Raw genomic sequence first — 21,853 nt, 5'->3', positions numbered from 1 at the left:
GGAGGAATCCCAGCGGGTGGGCTCTTCAACTAACCTTTAATACTACCCTGAACCTTGCTTCACCACTCATCATGCGCCCATAAGCCTCAGCCGCGCGTTCAAGAGGATACTCCTCTATCATCGGTTTTATATCCGTCATCACACTGAAGGCCAACGTATCCTGCGAATCCGACGACGTACCGGACGGCCAGCCTTGAACTGAATGTCGACCCATAATAAACTGCACGATGGGGACTTCCACCGGTTCTTCAGAGGCGCCAACCATAATCAATTTTCCGTCGATGGTTAATCCCCCGATAGTCGCACTCATGGCCTTTCCACTCGTGACGGTTGCGAGGATTATCTTCGCTCCGCCAAGGCGCTTAAGCGCTTCCGCTACATTTTGGTCCCTGCTGTCGATATAGTGCCGCGCGCCTAACTTCTTGGCCAGAGCCTCTTTGTCTTTTCCTCTGGCAATGGCGACCGTCTCGAATCCCATTTTGTTGGCATACTGTACCCCTAAATGTCCAAGGCCGCCGATGCCCAGAATAGCAACCACATCACCGGCGCCCGCGCCGCTTTTTCGAAGGGCATTGAAGGTCGTGATGCCGGCACAAAGTAGAGGGGCCGCTTCAACGTCGGAGAGATCCTCTGGTATGCGCGCCAAGGCTTCGACGGGAGCAATCATGTATTCGGCATAGCCTCCATCATAGCTAATCCCCGGAACCAACCCGCGTTGGCAAAGGACAAAATCGCCTCGGCGGCAAGGCTCACAACGGCCACAGTGTCCTCCATGCCACCCCACGCCAATCCGTTGGCCCTGCTTCCATCCCTCCACACCCGAACCCATCTCCTCGATGATACCGGCAATTTCATGTCCAGGAATACGCGGATACTCCAGACCGGGCCATAGACCTTCCTTCGTGAACACATCGCTATGACAGATCCCGCAGGCCTGAACCTTCACGAGAACCTGTCCTGAGCCAGGACTAGGCACTTCACGCTCCACGAGTTGCAAAGAGCCCTTTGCCTGACGGACTTCCACGGCTTTCATCTTTTTCATGTGTATACTCCTTATTTATTCATTATATAAATTCTCACGCCTTGGAGACGATCGAACCAGAAGCCTCAGGCGGGTACCGAACATTGCCATGCCATCTATCGTGACAGATTAGGAAATTCAAGGAAAGGGGATAGAGGCGGAACCGGGCAGTTGTGTATTCCCATTCATCGTATTACCGACACTGCCACAGGGGCTTCCGGTATAACTTTTTGTAAACCATACTGATGGTGAGCCAACAGTATTCACACGCGCCAGCTTAAACCAAGGGGTCTACAGAGGTTAATCTTCAATTCATCACTGATACCATCAAGGTTCAGCACAGGTTCCGGGCGACTGCATCTTCATCCTAATCCAACTTTCCTGTGCAATGAGATGGGGGATTGCGGAGAAGCATGAAAGAAAAGAGGTTCATGAAAGGAGAAATCTATGGCACGCTTTGTCATTGCCGGGAGTAAAGGGACGGATGATCCAACAATGGCCACTCTTCCGTTTATCGCCTCAGAGGCGGCTCACGAACAAGGGCATGAGGTCGTTCTATGGCTTCAGGCTGAGGCGGTTGTCTTAGCCAAAAAAGGCATGGTAGATGGCATACAGGGAGTCGGATTACCGGCGTTGAAGGTGTTAGCCAATACCATTCTGTCTCAGGGTATTCCTCTGTGGGAGTGTTGAATAATAATAGTTTCCAAGGCCATATTGACCCACAGGCACGTTGCATATTAGAGGCCTCGGGGCGGTTCAAAAAAGTTCGTCCAGCAAGGCCGCAGTCATTTTTGCGCGCAGAGCGTACTTCCAGTACGTGAGCACGGAAAAATGGCGAGAACGCCGCTGGCGGCTTTTTTCAACAGTCCCTTTGTGGGTCTGTTCAGCCTGTGCGGTAGCCCGACAAATACACGAACCCGATCTGGAAGTGGGAGCGGTAATGAAGGGCATGGAGGATTATGTCAAAGCCATTACCGAATGTGATCGCAATCTTTCATTTTAAATTCCCTCCCGGAAGGAGCCAGAAGGCGGCTGGGGACGTTCGGATTACTTTGGACGAATCATCTGTTCCGGACGAATCAAGGTGTTGAATTCTTCTTCAGTCACAAATCCGCTGGCGAGAGCTTCTTCTCGCAGGGTGCGTCCATTTTTTAAGGCCTCTTGAGCAATTTTAGCTGCCTTATCGTAACCAAGGTGAGGAACCAAAGCCGTGACCAGCATCAGGGATTGTTCCATCAGCTCGGAAATACGGGCAATATTCGGCTCAATGCCCACAATGCATTTATCGGTAAGGCTCCTTACGGCATCGCCGATGAGGCGAATGGACTGAAGCACATTGTATACAATGACGGGTTTGAACGCATTGAGTTCAAGGTGCCCTTGTGCGCCGGAAATCGTGATAGTCGTGTGATTCCCGATAACCTGCGCACAGACCATGGTCATGGCTTCACATTGGGTGGGATTCACCTTTCCCGGCATGATGGAGGAACCCGGCTCATTTTCCGGCAGGGAGAGCTCTCCAAGACCGGAGCGCGGGCCTGAACTTAACAGGCGAATATCATTGGCAATTTTATTCAGACTGACGGCGAGAACATTGAGCACGCCGGAGATTTCCACCATGGCGTCATGCGTGGCCAACGCTTCGAACTTATTGGAAGCCGAAAGAAATGGCAGCCCCGTATACCTCGCAACTTCTTCAGCAAACTTTTCACCAAAACCCGGCTTTGCGTTCAATCCCGTACCCACAGCGGTACCGCCTTGCGCAAGGGGATACAGCCGTTTAAGACCATCCTGAATCCGATCAATGCCCATCTGCACCTGGGTCGCATATCCTGAGAATTCCTGACCCAACGTGAGAGGAGTGGCGTCCTGCAAATGGGTTCGTCCGATTTTAATAATGCCTTCCCAGGCTTGCGACTTATCCAACAAGACTTGGTGGAGATGTGCCAAGGATGGAATCAGGACATGGTGCAGTTGCTCAACCGTCGCAATATGCATCGCCGTCGGGAAAACATCATTGGAAGACTGACTGCAATTGCAGTGATCATTCGGATGAACCGGCGTTTTTGATCCGAGCGTCCCGCCCAGACGTTCGATGGCCACATTGGCAATCACCTCATTGGCGTTCATGTTGGACTGCGTACCGGAACCGGTTTGCCAGACCACGAGGGGAAAGTGATCGTCCAACTTGCCATCGATAACATCCTCCGCCACATCAGCAATAGCCTTGCCGGTTGTTTCATCAATCGTGTTTAGCACCATGTTGGATAGAGCTGCACAACGTTTGACAATACCTAAGGCCCGGATGAGGGCTCGAGGTAAGCGTTCCTGGCCTATTTGGAAATTCGCCAAGGAACGTTGGGTCTGAGCCCCCCAATATTTATTCGCCGGCACAGGAATCGATCCAAAAGAGTCGGTTTCAATGCGAACGTCGCCTGGCTTTTTTTTCATTGCTGCCCTGTTAGCTTGTAAGCTGTTGGACAATAAATCCGTCTATCAGGCCATACAGACTGGCATCCGTTTGGGAATGACGGTGGGCCGATTCTTGGTTATTTCTGGAAATTAGTCAAGACACAAGTCAAGGTCGTGATGCAGTTGATTTAGCAGTTGGTTTAAATGTGATTACCCCAAAGGAATTAATCCCATGCGTTTAATAACCCTTCAGTCCGTTGCGTATTTCAATTGGAGGAAATGATGCACCACCATTTTATCCTCCCTAAGGTCCATCCAAGAGAGCGGACAACAGTGGTCTTCGAAAACAGATCAGAATTTCGGAGGGTGTTCGTTCGTGCGCACATGCTCACAACGAATGCCATAGCCGATCAAACGGGCAGGGATATTTCTTATGGGACGGAACCGTAACAACCATCGCAGAATCGCCGGAAATTTCGGTGAATCGCCCGATTTCTCCAGGGCCTTGGAGATTAGACGATTCTGAGCTTGCACCTGCAGAGCCTGGATGATTCTGGTCGGTAGCAGACGACGTTGCTGTACCTCGCGCAACAGTGTTTCTTGAATCGGATTTCCGTTCCGTAGGTTCGAAGCGAGAGCATTCGCCGCGGCGACAGCATCCTGAATGGCCAAATTGATCCCGACACCTCCGATGGGTGACATCGCGTGCGCGGCATCTCCGATCAGTAGCAGACCCGGCCGGTACCAGCGCTCCAGGCGATCGACACGCACAACCAATGTTTTCACCTCATCCCAGGTGGCCAAAGCTCGGACAGAGTTCTTGAGAAAAGGTGCCAGCCTGGCAACCGAATCGCGCAGGGTCTCGAACGGTTGGGCCCGCAGTGTTTCTTCACGACCCTTTTGCACCACATAAGCAGCTTGCCAATAATCGGTCCGATTGAGCAGCACCATCATATGGCCGGCGTCCACGATGGCGAAGGTATCTTCCGGGTCGCTATGCTTTCGTGGCACACGAAACCACAGTACATCCATTGGCGCTCCATAGTCCCGCCTTGGCATGTCAGCGGCTTCGCGCAAAGTCGAATGACGGCCGTCACAGGCGACGATAAGACCTGCCTGGACCGCCACCTCGCCTTCAGGCGAACGCACACGGACACCAGACACGCGTCCCTCTTCTTCAATCAGCCCAATGGCCTCGTGACGCATGCGCAAATCGAAATGCGGATAACGTTGGCCTTCATCGGCCAATAAATCAAGAAAATCCCATTGCGGCACCAATGACAAATAGGCAAAGGGCTTCAGTCCACGAAAATCGACCACCTGCTGCAACCGTCCCCCGATGCTCACACTCAAATGATCGACTTTGCGCTGAGACAGTCGATCAAATTTTTTCAGCAAACCGACTTCATAAAGGACCTGAAGTGTCGATGGATGCACGGTATCCCCGCGAAAGTCGCGCAGAAAATCGGCATGCTTTTCCAGAATGACGACGGAAACCCCTGACCGGGCCAGCAAATATCCGAGCATCATCCCGGCCGGACCACCACCCACAATACAGCAACGGGTGTCAGCAATCGACGGCATCATCATTTCCCCTACTCAGTGGTTGGGTTGGTTGCCTGGTGGATTTCGTGGCCTTCAACAAAATCAAGATCCAATGTCGCCCACTCACCAATAGCAGCAAGACTTTCATGGACTTGTCATTTGGGGGTCGCTCCTCCGTTCCAGAGAGGGGCGATCCCACTTTGCCAAACTGGCTGGGGCTTCATACGTCGTTTTCAGGAATTCAAGAAGGGTATCATCGGGCGATGACGCCTCTCGGACAATATCGTAGAGAAGAATACATTCTTGCAGATCGGGACTGTAGGATGCCCCGTCCGACTGCACGTATGACGCCGCAAAATCAGGCAGCTCCGGAAAGGCATATGAATAGAAAGCCGCATAAGGAATCGGCCCTCCACCGGGCCAGAACCCGCAACTCCTGACTTCCTCCGAGTAGGCTTCCCGCGTGCACCAATCCGGCAAATTAATGAAATTGTTCCATAAGCAAAAAATTGGAAAGATTCTTGGCTAGTTCTGACATTTAGTCAAGGTATAAATTTTGTAAACCCACTCTTTAGAAATACAAAAAAAAAGCAGGAAAGAGTATTTCGCCCAAACATTGTTCACGATAGGGTTGGAACGGTACACGTACCATTCTGCCCCCTGAACAATGCCCAGAACAAATCCATCCCTCACCTTTTCTATAAAGGACAGCCAACGTAGAATGAACATTCCTTCTTAAAAGTAATTGTGTGTAAATTTCCTACAAACTTTCGTTACCTACCCAATAATGCTCTCATGCTCTCTGTCAGTGAGATTGAACCCGCGACTACGAACCAGATGCACTCAACATGATTCCACACAAGCATAAGAGAACGACATCGACATATTTTCTCCGGGCAATGCTGTTTACGGTAAGCGCCTTCTGTGTTTCTTGCGATCTTTTGGGGGGCGCCTTCGACCATGAACCCAAGGATTTGGAGAAAGAGATCAGCGCCGAGGCACGCACACTGATCAACCGGGCATTGGACGGTATCCAGGGTCATGCGCTTCGCGACTATCACGTTCATATGTTAGGTATGAATGAGGACATCAATGGAACCTTTGTCAATGAGGAATGGCAATCCCCTTGGCATGGGCTGATTCATTTTTCCCAGTTTGAAATCTATAAGAGTGCCGCGTTGATTACGGACGAACAGCAAGCCGACACCCAGTACCTTGCCCGCTTGAAAGACCTCATTCAGTTCATGCCTGAACGGGGAAAATTCGGCATCATGGCGTTTGATTTTTTTCATGACGAGCAGGGACGTCCCGATCGAAAACTATCCACGTTTTATGTGCCCAACGAATATGTGATGACCATTGCCAAGAAGAATCCCGATATCTTCTTTCCTATCATCTCCATTCATCCTTATCGGGAGGATGCCACAACCGCGCTTCGTCACTATGCACAACAAGGGGTTCGGTTTGTGAAATGGCTGCCCAATGCCATGGGTATTCATCCGGCGTCAGAAGCCATGCAGGACAAACTCGTCCCGTATTATCGCATCATGCAAGAGTACGACATGGCCCTGATTTCCCATACCGGTGTGGAGATTGCCACGGAAGCGGCAGAATTTCAGCACTTTGGAAATCCCTTGTTATTGAAAAAGCCCCTGGACATGGGAGTGAAAGTCGTGATGGCGCATGTCGCCAGTTTGGGGGAATGCGAAAAAGAGGAGGAGGCCCGCTGTCCTCCTGGCACACCCTATATCGATCTGGCCATTCAGATGCTTGAAGACCCCAAGTATGCAGGCTTAGTGTTTGCTGATATTTCGGCCGTGACCCAATACAATCGGCATCACAACCTCGATAAGATCTTATCCAAGCCCTCCATTCACTCCAGACTCATCAATGGAAGCGATTATCCGCTGCCCGCAATCAATATCGTGATTCAGACCCGATCACTCGTGTCCTCAGGTCATATCAACGCTGAAGAACGCGCCGCTCTGAATGAAATCTATGACTACAATCCATTGCTGTTTGACTTCGTCCTGAAACGAACCTTGCGCCATTCTAAGACCGGCAAAAAGTTTCCACCCTCAGTTTTTGTCGAACACCCGGATTTGCCCACTGGGTAGAAACGGGACCACCGCCATGGCACGATAAGTCAACGCAACCCTGTATAGCCGGAAATGAAACTTGGTGGTTGTCTTCAGCTGACATCTTCCGTTTTCGGCAACGGGGAACGAGCTCTTCCAGGGTATTCAAGGACTCCCCGTCATCGTGCCAGACTTTATTTCAAAAAATTGAATCAAATGGTGATATTTCTCAGGCCAAAAGACAGAGTTTGGAGGGCCCGGGTGGACGGTAAGAGGGTATACGGCAACCTCCCATTCGAAATGCAGCTTTACCTTCCTGAGAGGAAGACCTTTCCGGAAATTTGTGTTAGTCTTTCCCTCAAGACGGTACTGCCGTGTTCCCATCTCAACAAAAAAAACCATTCGGCTTTAGTTTTCGCCATACGACGCCCGATATAATAGAAAAACGGCAATAGCTCGGATCCCCCTGTGCCCCTCTGCCGTTATCCTTGCAACAAAGAGGAGTCTTTCCACGATGCTTTGGTGGCATTGGTCGATAATGGGTTTGATCCTAATCGGGTTGGAAATCCTCACCCTGGGAGGTCTCGGCAACTTTTATTTTCTGTTTTTCGGGGTAGCGGCGTTGATGGTGAGTGCCCTCACCTGGGTAAGCTTGACCGAAGCCGCCTGGCTGCAATGGTTGTGTTTCGTGTTCTTCGGCATCATCTCGCTCTTTGCCATGAAGAAACCCCTTCAAGAAACGGGCTTCATCAGGGACAAGGATGAGGTTCCGGTGGATTCCATGGTTGGAGAGTTTGCCACTCTTCTGGAAAATCTTGATGCCCAACGAATAGGAAAGGTGGAACTCCATGGAACCAGCTGGACCGCCCGCAATGCCGGAACGTCAACCCTAGGCAAAGGTTCGCAAGCCAAAGTTATCAGAGTTGAAGGGTTGACACTCTGGATTCAGGCAGATCCGATTTCACAGGAGGAATCTCATGTCGGGTGAATTACTGGTTATGCTTGTACTCGCCTTACTGGCTTTTATTATCCTGTCAAAAACGGCCATCGTGGTTCCTCAACAAAGCGCCTATGTCGTTGAACGGTTAGGAAAATATTCGTCAACCTTAAACGCCGGACTTCACATCCTTATCCCATTTTTAGATGTGATTCGCTACAAACACACCTTAAAAGAAATGGCCCTGGACGTCCCCGAACAAATTTGCATTACCAGGGATAATGTGCAGGTCGGAGTGGACGGGGTCTTGTATATCAAAGTCCTGGATGCCGAACGGGCTTCCTATGGGATTACCGATTACCGGTTCGCCATTTCTCAGCTTGCCCAAACGACGCTTCGCAGTGAGATCGGAAAAATTGACCTGGATAAGACCTTCGAAGAACGGACCACGATCAACATTTCGGTCGTGAACGAGTTGGACAAAGCTTCCTCTCCCTGGGGTGCCAAAGTCCTTCGATACGAGATTCGTAATATCAACCCGCCCAAAGACGTGCTCAGCGCAATGGAAAAACAAATGCGGGCTGAACGGGAAAAACGCGCGGTGGTACTCGCGTCCGAAGGTCAACGGGATGCGGCCATTAACGAAGCTGAGGGAGACAAGCAGCAGGTCATCAAAGCATCTGAAGCGAAACGACAGCAACAAATCAACGAAGCCGAAGGAGAGGCCTCAGCCATTCTCGCGATTGCGACCGCCACATCCGAGGGTATTCGAAAAGTTGCCGAAGCGATTCAACTCCCCGGCGGATTTGAGGCGGTTCAGCTTCGTGTGGCCGAGCAATATATCGGGGAATTTGGGGAATTAGCGAAAGCCAGTAACACCCTTGTGCTCCCAGCTTCCGTGTCGGACGTGGGCTCGATGATTGCGCTGGCCATGAATGTCATCAATCAAAAACCAGCGACTGCCCCAAAGCTTTCCTAACTTACCACAGACGGCAGTAGTCGGCTTCCCCTCATGAGGGCAATATGTTAACACAGTAAGGCGATTTGCGTTCCTGCCCGGTTCATAAAACACCATTCCGTCTCACGACTCAAGCCGCCCAATTCCTTTGCCCCCTCCCAGTTGACTGCACAGCATGCTTACGCCATGATTCTCCTCTTGTATGCCGGACATGCCGATTTTCTCAACCCCCAACGATGCAAGGAGTCAAGGCATGAAGAAGTCTTGTTTGCTGAGTCTCGTATTTCTGTCCGTATTCCCGACACTCGCCCATGCAGGCTCCTATGCTCCCCTGGCCGATTTTTCCGCAGTGAGCCAGAACCCGCAATGCCGCCTCACCGCCATGCAGGAATCATTTCTCAATAGCTGGACGCCTCCAGCCCAATTTTTTCTGGTCCCTCCATATCCGAACGCCGTTTTGGCCAGTGCCATGCCCAGCGGGAATTCACAAATTCATGGACACACCTACCAGACCATTCCTTCAGCCGTGCTCCTCACTCCCGATCCGCCTGAAAAAATTCTGGAGTTTTACAAGAGAAGTTTAGGGGCAACCTGGTTTCAAGCAGAAGATATCGATACGATCTATCTCTATCGCCTGCCGCGCCCTGTGGCATCGGGTGAGGCACTCACCCGGCAACTGATGAGCAAGCCGGGCTCCATTCCCAATATTGCCATCGATACGCAACTCACTCCCTGCGATCAAGCGATCGGACGAGGGGCACGGACTCGCATTACCGTGGTTTCTCCACCCCGGTAACCGCATTGGGTTGCAGCTTCCTGTGCGCCTGGGTTCCCGTCACTCCAAGATCAACTCCCGGAATGCCAGCGGGGTCCCATATACGGGATCGGTCCGATGGCGCACCACCATCACCTGGGGACCACCTCCATCAAGAATGATTCGTTCCCCCACCTTTGAGTTCTTTCCCTGGTCAATCAAATAGTCGGCAACCCTGAGGAGGGTGTCTTTCACCTCCCGACTCGATAAGCCCATCGGTTGAAAGGTCTCGATTTCATCCAGCCCAAATTTCGTGAGGCCCCTGGTATGGAACCATATGCGCGCCCGCTGAAGGTCTTCACGATGTTCCACCTGAATGTGATCGGTGATTCGAAAGGCCTCCAAATCCCGATCGCGCCAATCCGAAGGATTGAGATATGAGCCGGTCGCCACGTCATAGGTCGTTCCGTCCGTGAGCAGAGTGACTCCCCTCGCCATTCTCGCCACATGCAACAGGGCATCCCGACGATCGGTCGCCGTATTGGTCGGAGGGAACAGGACGGCTATTTGAGTCTGTTCCCACTGTAAGCGACCCTGCCACTGTTCGACGATTGCCGTTGAAGGCTCAATGTTGACTTCGGCAGTCCAATTGGTGTGCGCGGCCTCAAAATGATGGTGTCCGTTCGAGGTGAGAAAACGTATGCGCAATGGCCCGCCATACGCTTCATCGAACCAGGCCGCGATATAGCCTGGCGGAGGTGGATTTCCATGGGTCCACCCAACAAGAAAAGCCGGCACGACTTGAGAAGCCGACTTCTTTTTTTTAATTTTTTTCATGAGTGCGACAACAGATACGTCTGACAGGAATAACAGGGCATGGGGAATAACGCAAGTGGAAACCGAACGCTAAGGCCCCGGCACACTCCCAAGGATTATCGCTTCGCTTCCTCAGGTGGCCAATCCAATTCCTCCTGCCGCCCACAGAAAAAACACGTGATGCGATAGCGAGCCCGACGACGTGGATTCGGCAGCGAATGAAAATCCACCGGTGCCTGATCATAGGGACAAACCGGTTCTAAATGCAGAAGATGCTCCTCCGTAATTTCCATCAGGGACCCCTCGTCCCACGGCGGATCGACTTGTTCATCACCCGTTATCGTGTCGTGCCAATCACATTGTTCACAGTGCAATTTAAACGATTTCACCCGCTCGGTGGACCGGGAACACTCTTCCACCGCCACGGAACCGGAACAAGCCGGTGTGGGACATGTTATGGGTTTTTTGTGGAGGGCGTGAATAAATGCCTCGGGTGCCTTAACCATTTTGATGGTTCCTCTCCTTCTTCACCTACGTGACGTCATCGATTCTCTCTTCAATAGGCCAGCCGCATCCTGATTGACCAACCATAGCAAGTGACCTGTCGGAGGATTCACGACTTGGGCGGGAAAGCGGGCAGGATCTGCCGGCCCTTCCAACACGACCTGTAAGGCCGTCGCTTTATCCACTCCACTGACCAAAAAAACCACGTGCTTCGCTGCATTTAGAACCGGTGGGGTCAACGTCACCCGGTGGGTCTGTAATTTCTCGACCCACGGCGCCGACACCAGCTGTTTGGACTCTGCCACAGCCGAGGTTCCAGGAAACAATGACGCCGTATGCCCATCCGGGCCCATACCCAATACGATCAGATCGAACTGTGGAACCTCTCCTGATGACAGATTGAATTGTTCCTGCAAGACAGTTTGATAGCGAGCCGCAGCTTCCTCGGCGGGTACTTCGCCTTGAATCCGAAATACCTGATCAGAGGGGATGGGCACGTGAGATAAAAGCGCCTCCTTGGCCATGCGGAAATTACTGTCTTGGTGATCCGGAGGGACTGTGCGCTCATCTCCCCAAAAAACCCGAAGGTGGTCCCAAGAGATCTGAGTCCGGTAGGGGGCACCCGTCAGGAGCCGGTATAATCCTCGAGGGGTGGACCCACCCGCCAAAGCCACACGACAGTCGCGACCGGCTCTCCGACAGTCCAGCACCACCGCCACAATTTCCTTGGCGGCAACCTTAAACAATTCGTCGATTGTTGGTGTAATGATAATCGTCCGGGACAATCCAGACTCCTACGTTCAAAGGGCGTACAGAAATTCTAAAGAAAGAAAACCCTTTTGGAATGGCATATTTAGCAGAAGGATCTCCTCAACCCTGGCAGATTGAGCAGGCACGAGAGTCCTTAGCAATCCGTATAATCATAATCTTCCAGCTTGCCTTCTTTGTCAAAATCTAAATTAATGTGACATTGATTCGGGGAAAAATTAAAGTAGGGAAATCGGGACTCACCACCGGAAATGCGTGAATACACCCAGGTTTCTCCTCCAAAGAATCGAGCGGATTTCCCGCTCGGCTTTCCCCAGTTTTCTTCGAACCAGGCCTTGTCTTTTCCTTCAAATTTGGCGGGATCAAGGGAGGCATCCAAATACGGATTCCCTCCACAACCGGCACAAAGCAATACCATCAGACATATCAGCAAATATTTGTAGACCACACCCGTCTCCTTCCCCGACAATGGCTGAAATCCGGACACGCTCTCTATGTGTTTGAAAATTCTAGCCTTCGATCCTCTACCAGTCAAACAACCTGATCCATCGAGGTAAAAGAATCCTCCGTTTTCTCATCTGTCAGGCAGGCTTTTCACTTAAATTTTTCTTCCCGCCAATGGATAGGAAAATTTGTACAAGACAGAGGGGTGGATTACAATGGGATACGAGACCACTCAGGCAACACCAGCTCAAAACCTAAAAAGGGGATTCGATATGAAGCTGTATCTCGATACCGGAAGTGTCAAAGAGATCCGTGAAGCGGCCAGTTATGGCCTGGTAGACGGCATCACCACCAACCCTTCGCTTGTCTCAAAAGAAGGGCGTGATTTCAAGGAACTCCTCCTGGAAATTTGCGGAATTGTGGATGGGCCCATCAGCGCTGAAGTGGTCAGTGTTGAGGCTGCGGCCATGGTCAAGGAAGGAAAAGAATTAGCGAAGATTCACAAAAATATTGTGGTAAAATGTCCACTCATTCCGGAAGGGCTCAAGGCCACCAAGCAACTGTCCAGCGAAGGAATCCGGGTCAACGTCACATTATGCTTCTCGCCAACTCAAGCCTTATTGGCCGCCAAAGCCGGGGCATGGTGCGTGTCGCCGTTCATAGGCCGATTGGACGACATCAGTTCCAATGGCATGGAGCTCATTCGACAAATCCTGACGATCTATGAAAACTATAATTTCGCCACACAGGTTCTCGTCGCCAGCGTTCGCCACCCCCAACATGTCGTCGAAGCGGCTCTGACCGGCGGGCATATTTGCACGATGCCCTTTGGCGTATTTCAACAGCTCGTCAAACATCCGTTAACAGATAATGGTTTAAAAAAGTTTCTCTCGGATTGGGAAGCCAGGCCCTCCAGCAAGACCTGATCGGACCATCTTCTCAGAGGAGCCCGTAACGGTCAGGATGGTGTAAGCAGCTTGCGAACCGTGCTAAAAATCCCATGAAACATGGGACGGGTGAGTGTACCCGTAAAGGTATTTTGCTGACTGGGATGGTAAGACCCGACCAGGGTCACACCCCAGGATAAGGCATATTGAGCCCCATGGCTGAACTTCGGTCCGGGAGAAGGCATCTGACAACCCATGATTCGGCAGGTTCGCAAGTATTCATCAAAGGCAATCTTCCCAAGCGCCACAACAACTTTGACCCGCCGCAATAATCGTATTTCTTCCTGCAAATAGGGACGGCAGGCAGCGAATTCGTCTTTTGTGGGTTTATTGGCCGGAGGGGCACAGCGTACCACCGCTGCGACATAACAATCCTTCAGCGTGAGCCCATCCTCCCGGTGGGTCGAATCCGGCTGGTTGGCAAACCCGAACGCATGCAACGCTTCATACAACCAGTCTCCGCTTCGATCACCGGTAAACACCCGTCCCGTGCGGTTTCCTCCATGGGCCGCAGGGGCCAAGCCCACCACGAAGACCTGAGCCTTGGGATCGCCGAACCCTGCAATGGGCCGTCCCCAATATACCCAATCCCGAAACCGTTTGACCTTTTCCTTGGCCACGGCTTGACGATAGGTCGTCAAACGTTGACAGGTCGTACAGTCAGTAATGGTCTTCTGGAGAAGCGTCAACGGTTTCATCCTATGGTGATCGTATCATAGACAGACATCAATCAGCCCCAACCCGGGAAATCCCGATTAAGGCTCTCTGCACCTAATCACACGTCCTCCTATCCCCTTATCCTATGTTCCTTTCTTTATCCCGACACGCCAGTCGTCTTGACATAGTCATTGATGAAAGGCAGGCTATAGGACAAAAGAAGGGGCATTCCATCCCGGGTATCCCTTTTTCATCAGGTTGACGACGGTATGAACGGTCCATGCCGGGGTGCTGTCTACGCCTGGACTCCTTAGATAGTGGAATAGCGTTGATGCTGACTCGGCCGGATCCGACCCCCATGAGATCCTCTGGAACCCCTTCCCCTGCTCACTCCTTCATCGAACTTCGTCGTCAACAGGTTCATCAACTGTTTTCCTTGGTCCCGATGGCCATTCTGGCCTCCATCATTAATTGTGGGCTGGTCGCATCTATTCTCATGGATGTCATTCCGACCAAGATCGTGTCGGAATGGATCGTCGGCATTGTGGGGATTAATGTTCTCTGGTCAGGTTTGGTCCTGGCCTATCGCCGCGCATCGAAACCCCTGTTACACCCAAGTACATGGTTGGCCTGGTTTGTTGCGGGAAATTGTGCCTCCGGACTGATTTGGGGCATGGCCGGCATTGCACTCTACCCCCCTTCTTCACCAAGCCATCAAATGTTTTTAGCCTTGGTGCTGGGAGGAATGGCGGCGGGCTCGACCGCCGTCCATGCAGCCTATTTTCCGGCTTTTTTGGCCTACAGTCTTCCCACAACCCTGCCTCTCACCTATCAATTTTTCGCGCAGGGTGACCCTCCCCATCAAGCCGTGGGGATCATGGGTTTCACCTTTCTCGCTGTGATAACGGTCACCGCCTACCGAAATTTTTTCATGATAAAAAACACGCTCACCCTGGAAAAAGAGAACTTTCGATTGATTCATCAATTGGAACAGGCCCACTCTCAAGCCGAAGCGCTCAATCGTTCATTAAGTCAGGAAATCCAGACCCGCATAGACATCGAAAAAGAACTCCTTCATCACAAAGACCACCTTGAAACTCTTGTGGGGGTCCGGACTGCCGATTTGCAAAAATCGGAAGCCCGGTATCGAATGGTGGTGGAAAGAATATCCGATGTCATTTGGGTCATGAACCTGGAGGGATCGAGGTTCTCCTACATCAGCCCTTCTCTGGAACGGTTGTTGGGGTATTCGGGTCATGCCCTTGACACGCTTTCGCCGGAGACTATTCTGACGTCTGCTTCCATGGTCACTCTGAGAGAGGCCATTCAACAAGAACGCGCTCATTACCAATCCCGTACTTACAAACCAAATCAGTCGTTTTTGCTAGTCTTGGAACACCAACATCACAATGGATCCTCAATCTGGGCGGAAGTGCGGGGAAGCCTCCTGCTCGACAAAAACAATCTCCCCATAGGCATTACGGGAGTCACAAGAGATGTGACAGAACGCAAAAAAATTGAAGAGGAAAAACAGCGTCTGGAATCTCAATTGCTTCGTTCCCAAAAATTGGAATCGGTGGGAAATCTCGCCGGCGGCATCGCTCATGATTTCAACAATTTCCTGACAACGATACTGGGAAATATTACTCTAACCAAACAAATCCTGCCATTTTCCCAGGAACACCAGTCCTACTTAGAACGAGCTGAACGTGCGGCTCTCCACGCCAAACACCTCACGCACCAATTGCTCACATTCTCGAAGGGCGGCGATCCCATTAAGCAACCGGTGGCCTTATCCGAGTTGATCAAGGAATCTTCCGAACTGGCTCTTTCCGGTTCATCGCTTATTTGCCAAACATGGGCGGATCCAAACCTATGGGTCGTTGAAGCCGACCCGGGGCAAATCAATCAGGTGATGCAAAATCTCCTTATGAATGCCATCCATGCGATGCCCCACGGAGGAACAATCACCATTCGCGCCGAAAACATCCAATTGTCCGATCCGGACGTCAGAAGCCCTCTGCCTCTTTCAGCCGGCCCCTATGTGAAAGTCACCATCACCGACGAAGGAATCGGAATCGCCGAAGATCATTTGCCCAAAATCTTTGAGCCATACTTTACGACAAAGTCGTCGGGACACGGATTGGGCTTGGCTTCCACCTATGCCATTGTCAAAAAACATGCCGGTCATGTGACCGTGGACTCCCAGGTCGGAGGAGGCACCACCTTCACACTCTACTTTCCTGCATCTCCCAAGGCCACCTCATCGCCCAAATCCTTGAACCTGGGCATTCGTCGGGGACAGGGAAAAATTTTAGTCATGGATGATGAAGAATCTATACGAGTCATGGCACGAGAAATGTTATCGCATTGTGGATACGAAGTGATGATCGCAAAGGATGGAGAAGAAGCGGTGGCCCTCTATCAACAGGCCATGGAGACTCATAGGCCATTTCTCTTAGTGATCTTAGACTTAACAGTCCCGGGAAAACTTGGCGGTATGGGAACCTTGACACGATTGCAACAACTTGACCCACAGGTCAAGGCGCTCGTCTCCAGCGGATATTCAAATGATCCCATCATGGCCAATTATGCCTCTCATGGATTCGTCGGGGTGATTACCAAACCCTATTCGCTGATCGAACTGAGCAACATGGTTCACCAAAGACTCTGGCGTCAATCTCCCCTGGCAACCGGACAAACCCCTGACCAGCCAGGGCGGATATCCTCTATCTCCTCTTCTTCCCACTAAATGGTATTCGGGGCTATTCCTTCAGGTACCGGGTGAACGACCCCACGACCTTTATCATTTTCGGAAAGACTCCTTGTTTTGACTCAGGGTGACAAAATCTCACCGTATATTTTTCAAACTCGTTTCTATTGATAATATGCTACATTGCAGACAACACAGCCCCAAAAGCCATCACGCTCTTCATTATGAATTCCTGATTAATCACTACCATGTCAGAATCACACCTCAAAAAACCACGGGTCATCGTCCAACATGCCAATCCGCACACAAAACGAATGTTGGAATCCCTCATTGATGCGGGCCTGGAGGCGTGTAATCCTGCTCTCGCCATCGCAAATACTCTCCATCTCACCAGGAACCGCCTTCAGGTTCATGATTTCCACTACGACCTGACCCACCATAGTCGCATCGTCTGCGTCGGAGCCGGAAAAGCTTCTGCGCCGATGGCGATGGCCCTGGAACAGATGCTCGGAGATCGGCTTGAAGGCGGAATGGTCATTATCCCGGACGGACACGATACCCCATGCCATAGGATTCGCATGTGTCATGCCGCACATCCGATTCCGGACAGACGAGGGGTAAAGGCCACGAAACAACTCCTGGCACTGACTCAATCGCTCGCTCAAGATGACTTGTTGATTGTTCTCCTTTCGGGTGGAGCTTCAAGCCTGCTCTGCGCCCCATCAATCGGTCTCACCTTAGCTGCCAAACGACGGACCACCGAGTTACTCCTGCAATCCGGAGCTACCATTCATGAGATAAATGTTGTCCGGAAACATATATCCGCCATCAAAGGTGGACAATTAGCCCAATCCACCCCGGCGACGATCCTGACCTTAATCATGTCCGATGTGTTAGGAGATGACCTTTCCACCATCGGATCCGGCCCGACAGTCACAGATCCCTCCACGTTCCAGGATGCCATCGATATTCTTCAACAATATTCGATTTGGCGCAAAGTGCCTGAAGCCTTACAACGCCACTTACAACAAGGTCTCACCAAGTCCCTTCGGGCACCCAAGAAACCAACCAGAAGGCAGTCGTTACGAAATCGGCATATTGTGCTTGCCAACAACCGCCAGGCTCTCGAGGGCGTGGCCAAAACTGCCAAGCGGTTAGGACTCAAACCCTTCATTCTTCCCTATCCCTTGCAAGGGGAGGCAAAGGAGATCGGCAGCATCCTGGGAGGTTTCGCCAGAGACCTCGTCGAATTCGGCAACCCGGTTCATCCACCAGCCTGTCTCATCGCCGGAGGAGAACCGACGGTCACCGTGAACGGAAAAGGCCGAGGTGGGCGGGCACAGGAATGCGTCCTGGCGGCAGCCGGGGAATTGGCTGGACTCACAAATGTATTTGTGGCAGGGTTTGGCACTGATGGGACAGATGGCCCAACCGACGCGGCCGGTGCGGTCGTCGATGGGAAGACGGTTCAGCGGGCCAAGAAGAAAGGGCTCTCAATTGAGCAGGCATTACATGAACATGACAGCTATACCATCTTCCAACAGATCCGCGGCCACATCATGACCGGCCCAACCGGCACGAACGTGAACGACATTTATCTGATCGTCGCCATTTCATAAATTATTTTTCATTTCTGCGCCTTTGTAGGTGCCAGAGGAGGTCAAGAACATTGAACGACGCGCAACGCATGGTCCAGGAATTCCACAAGCAATTCGAGATCCACGTGTCTCCTACTCCCTCTATTCCGGATGAACCAACCCGAATCCTTCGGAAACGTCTCATCCAGGAAGAATTCGATGAACTGCAGGAAGCCATGCAGGAAAAAGACTTACCGTCTATTGCGAAGGAACTTGCGGATTTATTGTATGTCGTCTATGGCACCGCCGTATCTCTTGGCATTGACATGGAACCGGTCTTCCAGGAAGTCCACCGGTCGAACATGAGTAAAGTTGGCGGGCACAAACGGGAAGACGGCAAATGGGTCAAACCCCCAACCTACTCCCCGGCCCGGCTTGAGGATCTGTTAGCCGCACAAATGGCTTCCGGTGAATCTCTTTAGCATTGCGGGCCTTACCAACATGACAGCGTGCAATCCGGCCGGATATACCTGGACTTCTTACAGCAATCCGATTCCAGCGAGGATCCTCCTGTTACCTGGATTGTTCATTTCCTTGTTTTCAAGAATGTAATGTCTATCTCTTTGGGGGCGGTTTATTTTGCTGAACATCCAGCTTGCTGGTAAAGGAGAAATGAACGATGGAAAGAATTCTCAAGTGCCTGGTGCTTGGATTGCTCGTCTTGCCCTTGTTCCTGAGCGGATGCGGCTATAATGACCTCCAAGGACTGGACGAAGAAACCAATGCCGCCTGGAGCGAAGTCTTGAACCAATACCAGCGCCGGGCCGATTTAATTCCCAATCTTGTGGCGACAGTCAAAGGGTATGCGGCTCACGAAAAGGAAACCTTAGAAGGGGTCACACAGGCCCGCTCTCAAGTCGCCGGCCTGACACTGACACCTGAAGCCTTAAAAGACCCGAGTGTGTTTCAGAAATTTCAGGAAGCCCAGCAAGGGCTTTCTTCCGCCCTTTCCCGCCTGATGGTTGTCGTGGAAAAATATCCTGATCTCAAAGCCAACGAAAATTTCCGTGATCTCCAAAGCCAACTGGAAGGCACGGAAAATCGTATCACGGTCGCCCGTAAGCGCTATATCGACAAGGTCGCGGAGTTCAATAAGGGCGTTCGATTTTTTCCGACGAATCTGACCGCCAAATACCTCCTGGGACTTGAGGTGAAACCAAGCTTTACCGTCGCTGATGAAAAAGCGGTGTCGACACCTCCCGAGGTGAAGTTTTAACCTGACATCGGGACACCGGACGGCATGAACATGATGAGGCCGAGACCAGGGCAGAGCCTTTTCCGGGTAGCCTGGCTGGGGCTCCTGAGTATCTTCCTTCTGGCACCATCCGGGTGGAGCCTGGATATTCCTCCTCTCACCGGTCGGGTGGTAGACCAGGCCCATCTTCTTTCACCTTCGGCCATTTCCGATCTGAACACGGCCCTGGCTGCCCATGAATCCAAAACCTCGAACCAGGTGGCCGTTTTCACGCTTGCCTCGTTAGAGGGGCATCCCCTGGAAGAGTTTTCTCATCAGGTGGCAACGGCCTGGGCACTTGGCCAAAAGGGGACAGACAACGGCGTCCTGTTCCTGATTGCCATGCAAGAAAAACGGGTTCGTATCGAAGTAGGGTATGGGCTGGAAGGCACGTTGACCGATGCCAAAAGTTCCCGAATCATACGACATGAGGTGGTTCCACGTTTTCGGGCGGGGAATTTCTCCGAGGGCATCATTGCCGGCACTCACGCCATTCTCGGCACCATCGAAGGGACGTACACAAACCTTCCATCCTCCGCTGATCATGCTGCTGAGCCTGTCGGGCGTTGGGAAATTTTTGGCTTAGCGGTCTTCTTAGGAACCTTGACGGGTTTGCTGTTCGGCTCACGGCGACGTGTGAATGGGAGTGTCATAGGCATGCTCCTTTCGTTTTTAGTGGCCTTTCCTGCGGCTCTCTGGCTGGGTATGCTCGCCGGTGTTGTAACCTCTCTTCTTGTTGGTTTGTTCAATAGCGTCGATGGTCCATCGACTCGTAACGCATTGGGATATGGCTCCAGGGTTGGATGGCCCGGACAGTCTTGGCCAATGGGAGGATCGGGAGGGTTTGGGGGCGGAAGTGGTGGATTTGGTGGAGGCGGAGGCAGCTTTGGTGGCGGGGGTGCCTCGGGAAGCTGGTAATTCACGATGACGTTTTCAGACCAGGATCAGGAACGCATCCAACACAGCGTCAGAGAAGCTGAACGCCATACTCGTGGAGAAATCGTGCCGATGATCGTGGAACGCTCGGCACGATACCGGGAGACGCAATATCGCGCCGGAGCAGGCTGTGCCTTATTCGCGCTCAGTGGCCTCATAACCATTGAATGGGAATGGATGTCCTGGGGGTGGCATGCCACCAATGCCGGTTGGCTCCTGCTGACAGTCATGGCGGCCTATGGGCTCGGATTCTGGTTGGGAACATTCGACCCGGTGATTCGGATCCTCACCTCAAACGAACGAATGGCCTATAAAGCGAACCTCCGCGCCCATCAGGCATTTCTGGAGCATGGTCTGCATCGCACAGAACTCGGAACAGGCGTGCTGATTCTTATATCGTTACTCGAACACCGGATTGAGATTCTGACAGACCGCGCTATCCTGGATCGGGTTCCCCCGGAGACCTGGAAGAATATGCTGGCCCTCATTCAAGAAGGCTTTCACAAAGGGAATCCCGTGGAGTCGTTGTGTCAGGCCATTACCTTATGTGGTGAGGTCTTAGGCGAATATTTTCCGGCAGGTCCCACCGATCCCAATCCCAACGAACTCCCGAACGACCTGATTCCAGGTTAACCGTGTGATCGGGGACAGCGGACCAGCAGATTATCAATCAACCGAATGTTTCCCAGTCTGACGGCTCCTAAGATGACAACCGTTCCACGCACCTGAGTCAGTGGTTCCAGATTCCTGGAATTGCAAATTGCCAGATACTCCGGATGCACATCGGGGTCGCTGCGTAAAAATTTTTCCATCCGGGATTGGATGGTCCGAACTTTCCGGACTCCCCTCTTAATGGCATCGCCCCCTTCGCGTAAGGCCTTCGATAAGAGCCCGGCTTGCAATCGTTGGTCGGCTGAAAGGTACCGATTGCGTGAACTGACGGCTAACCCGTCGGATTCCCGCACCGTTGGACAGAGGACCATTCGAATATCCCAGTTGAGATCATGTATGAGCTGGTTCACCACCAGGGATTGTTGATAATCCTTTTGTCCGAAATAGGCGCGGTGGGGACGAACCAGACAGAATAATTTCGTCACGACCGTCGTCACGCCCTGAAAATGGGTCGGCCGGGCTTCACCCTCCCAGCGTTGCGTGAGACAATTCACCGTAACCGTTGTTTGAAAATTTTCCGGATAGAATTCTTCTGGAGGAGGAGCAAAGAGCAGATCGACACCCGCCTCCCGGCACAAACGCCGGTCGGCGGGGAAACTCCGGGGATAGCGGTCTAAATCTTCAGCCTCCCCAAACTGGAGCGGATTGACAAAGACGCTGACCACAACGGTCTCACAGTGTTTTCGGGCGCGCTGTATTAAGGAGAGATGGCCATCATGCAAGGCGCCCATCGTGGGGACAAATCCGATTGGGCCGTCCAGCGACTCCTGTTTTCTTCTCCAGCTATGCAGATTTCGAACAGAATGGATGACGCGCATAG

Annotated in this window: 22 protein-coding genes; 13 read left to right on the top strand and 9 right to left on the bottom strand. The window is 52.0% G+C overall.

The genetic code is table 11. The annotated features are described in order from the left end of the window. Positions 1 to 25: 25 nt before the first annotated feature. Positions 26 to 1,042, bottom strand: a complete 1,017-nt coding sequence (locus tag H6750_20060; protein ID MCB9776608.1) for an alcohol dehydrogenase catalytic domain-containing protein — start codon at positions 1,040 to 1,042, stop codon at positions 26 to 28. A 426-nt stretch (positions 1,043 to 1,468) separates the two neighbouring features. Between H6750_20060 and H6750_20055 the strand changes: the two genes are divergently transcribed. Together H6750_20055 and H6750_20050 are read left to right on the top strand one after the other, a co-directional pair. After that, positions 1,469 to 1,711, top strand: a complete 243-nt coding sequence (locus H6750_20055; GenBank protein MCB9776607.1) for a hypothetical protein — start codon at positions 1,469 to 1,471, stop codon at positions 1,709 to 1,711. Between the two features lie 40 nt (positions 1,712 to 1,751). Then, entirely contained in the window at positions 1,752 to 2,024 is a 273-nt protein-coding gene (locus tag H6750_20050; protein MCB9776606.1) for a DsrE family protein, read from the top strand. Between the two features lie 44 nt (positions 2,025 to 2,068). Here the strand turns inward: H6750_20050 and fumC are convergent, their stop codons facing one another. Then, positions 2,069 to 3,472 carry a class II fumarate hydratase gene (fumC, locus tag H6750_20045; GenBank protein ID MCB9776605.1) on the bottom strand — a complete coding sequence of 468 codons (1,404 nt, stop codon included), beginning with the start codon at positions 3,470 to 3,472 and terminating at the stop codon, positions 2,069 to 2,071. Between the two features lie 312 nt (positions 3,473 to 3,784). Beyond that, positions 3,785 to 5,017, bottom strand: a complete 1,233-nt coding sequence (locus H6750_20040) for an FAD-dependent oxidoreductase (protein ID MCB9776604.1) — start codon at positions 5,015 to 5,017, stop codon at positions 3,785 to 3,787. A gap of 809 nt (positions 5,018 to 5,826) precedes the next feature. Between H6750_20040 and H6750_20035 the strand changes: the two genes are divergently transcribed. The 4 genes from H6750_20035 to H6750_20020 all read left to right on the top strand — a co-directional run bounded on the left by H6750_20035 (position 5,827) and on the right by H6750_20020 (position 9,747). Further along, on the top strand, positions 5,827 to 7,095 hold the full coding sequence (locus tag H6750_20035) for a hypothetical protein (protein MCB9776603.1): 1,269 nt from the start codon (positions 5,827 to 5,829) through the stop codon (positions 7,093 to 7,095). A gap of 475 nt (positions 7,096 to 7,570) precedes the next feature. Then, positions 7,571 to 8,044, top strand: coding sequence for an NfeD family protein (locus H6750_20030; protein ID MCB9776602.1), 474 nt, complete (start codon positions 7,571 to 7,573; stop codon positions 8,042 to 8,044). Then, positions 8,034 to 8,972, top strand: a complete 939-nt coding sequence (locus H6750_20025; GenBank protein ID MCB9776601.1) for a paraslipin — start codon at positions 8,034 to 8,036, stop codon at positions 8,970 to 8,972. The genes H6750_20030 and H6750_20025 overlap by 11 nt, the downstream gene beginning before the upstream one ends. Before the next feature lie 232 nt (positions 8,973 to 9,204). Continuing rightward, a complete protein-coding gene (locus H6750_20020) occupies positions 9,205 to 9,747 on the top strand; it encodes a hypothetical protein (GenBank protein ID MCB9776600.1) in 543 nt (180 codons plus the stop codon). 39 nt (positions 9,748 to 9,786) lie between these two features. Here H6750_20020 and H6750_20015 read toward each other — a convergent pair whose 3' ends face one another. The 4 genes from H6750_20015 to H6750_20000 all read right to left on the bottom strand — a co-directional run bounded on the left by H6750_20015 (position 9,787) and on the right by H6750_20000 (position 12,241). Then, positions 9,787 to 10,542: a hypothetical protein gene (locus H6750_20015; GenBank protein MCB9776599.1), complete on the bottom strand. Its 756-nt coding sequence runs from the start codon at positions 10,540 to 10,542 to the stop codon at positions 9,787 to 9,789. A gap of 95 nt (positions 10,543 to 10,637) precedes the next feature. Further along, positions 10,638 to 11,027 (bottom strand): hypothetical protein, encoded by a 390-nt coding sequence (locus tag H6750_20010; protein MCB9776598.1) that lies wholly within the window; start codon positions 11,025 to 11,027, stop codon positions 10,638 to 10,640. Positions 11,028 to 11,048: 21 nt separating this feature from the next. Then, positions 11,049 to 11,810, bottom strand: a complete 762-nt coding sequence (pgl, locus tag H6750_20005) for a 6-phosphogluconolactonase (protein ID MCB9776597.1) — start codon at positions 11,808 to 11,810, stop codon at positions 11,049 to 11,051. A gap of 119 nt (positions 11,811 to 11,929) precedes the next feature. Further along, entirely contained in the window at positions 11,930 to 12,241 is a 312-nt protein-coding gene (locus H6750_20000; protein MCB9776596.1) for a hypothetical protein, read from the bottom strand. Between the two features lie 268 nt (positions 12,242 to 12,509). On the opposite strand from H6750_20000, the gene fsa reads away from it, so the two are divergent. After that, entirely contained in the window at positions 12,510 to 13,163 is a 654-nt protein-coding gene (fsa, locus tag H6750_19995; protein MCB9776595.1) for a fructose-6-phosphate aldolase, read from the top strand. 32 nt (positions 13,164 to 13,195) lie between these two features. Here fsa and H6750_19990 read toward each other — a convergent pair whose 3' ends face one another. After that, positions 13,196 to 13,882 carry a uracil-DNA glycosylase gene (locus H6750_19990; protein ID MCB9776594.1) on the bottom strand — a complete coding sequence of 229 codons (687 nt, stop codon included), beginning with the start codon at positions 13,880 to 13,882 and terminating at the stop codon, positions 13,196 to 13,198. 290 nt (positions 13,883 to 14,172) lie between these two features. Here H6750_19990 and H6750_19985 point away from each other — a divergent pair, with 290 nt between their 5' ends. The 6 genes from H6750_19985 to H6750_19960 all read left to right on the top strand — a co-directional run bounded on the left by H6750_19985 (position 14,173) and on the right by H6750_19960 (position 20,994). Further along, entirely contained in the window at positions 14,173 to 16,593 is a 2,421-nt protein-coding gene (locus H6750_19985; GenBank protein MCB9776593.1) for a PAS domain S-box protein, read from the top strand. Positions 16,594 to 16,802: 209 nt separating this feature from the next. Next, the gene (locus H6750_19980) at positions 16,803 to 18,173 is read left to right on the top strand and encodes a glycerate kinase (GenBank protein MCB9776592.1); all 1,371 of its coding nucleotides are present in this window, start codon (positions 16,803 to 16,805) and stop codon (positions 18,171 to 18,173) included. Positions 18,174 to 18,241: 68 nt separating this feature from the next. After that, entirely contained in the window at positions 18,242 to 18,613 is a 372-nt protein-coding gene (locus H6750_19975; GenBank protein MCB9776591.1) for a hypothetical protein, read from the top strand. A 197-nt stretch (positions 18,614 to 18,810) separates the two neighbouring features. Beyond that, entirely contained in the window at positions 18,811 to 19,407 is a 597-nt protein-coding gene (locus H6750_19970) for a LemA family protein (GenBank protein MCB9776590.1), read from the top strand. Between the two features lie 30 nt (positions 19,408 to 19,437). Further along, a complete protein-coding gene (locus H6750_19965; GenBank protein MCB9776589.1) occupies positions 19,438 to 20,343 on the top strand; it encodes a TPM domain-containing protein in 906 nt (301 codons plus the stop codon). Between the two features lie 6 nt (positions 20,344 to 20,349). Further along, on the top strand, positions 20,350 to 20,994 hold the full coding sequence (locus tag H6750_19960) for a TPM domain-containing protein (GenBank protein ID MCB9776588.1): 645 nt from the start codon (positions 20,350 to 20,352) through the stop codon (positions 20,992 to 20,994). On the opposite strand, the gene H6750_19955 is transcribed toward H6750_19960, so the two are convergent. Continuing rightward, positions 20,991 to 21,851, bottom strand: a complete 861-nt coding sequence (locus H6750_19955; protein ID MCB9776587.1) for a pantoate--beta-alanine ligase — start codon at positions 21,849 to 21,851, stop codon at positions 20,991 to 20,993. The two genes, H6750_19960 and H6750_19955, sit on opposite strands and share 4 nt — an antisense overlap. Positions 21,852 to 21,853: the final 2 nt, after the last annotated feature.

Source organism: Nitrospiraceae bacterium (assembly GCA_020632595.1).
Lineage (GTDB): Bacteria > Nitrospirota > Nitrospiria > Nitrospirales > UBA8639 > Nitrospira_E.
This window is presented reverse-complemented; position numbering and strand designations above follow the sequence as displayed.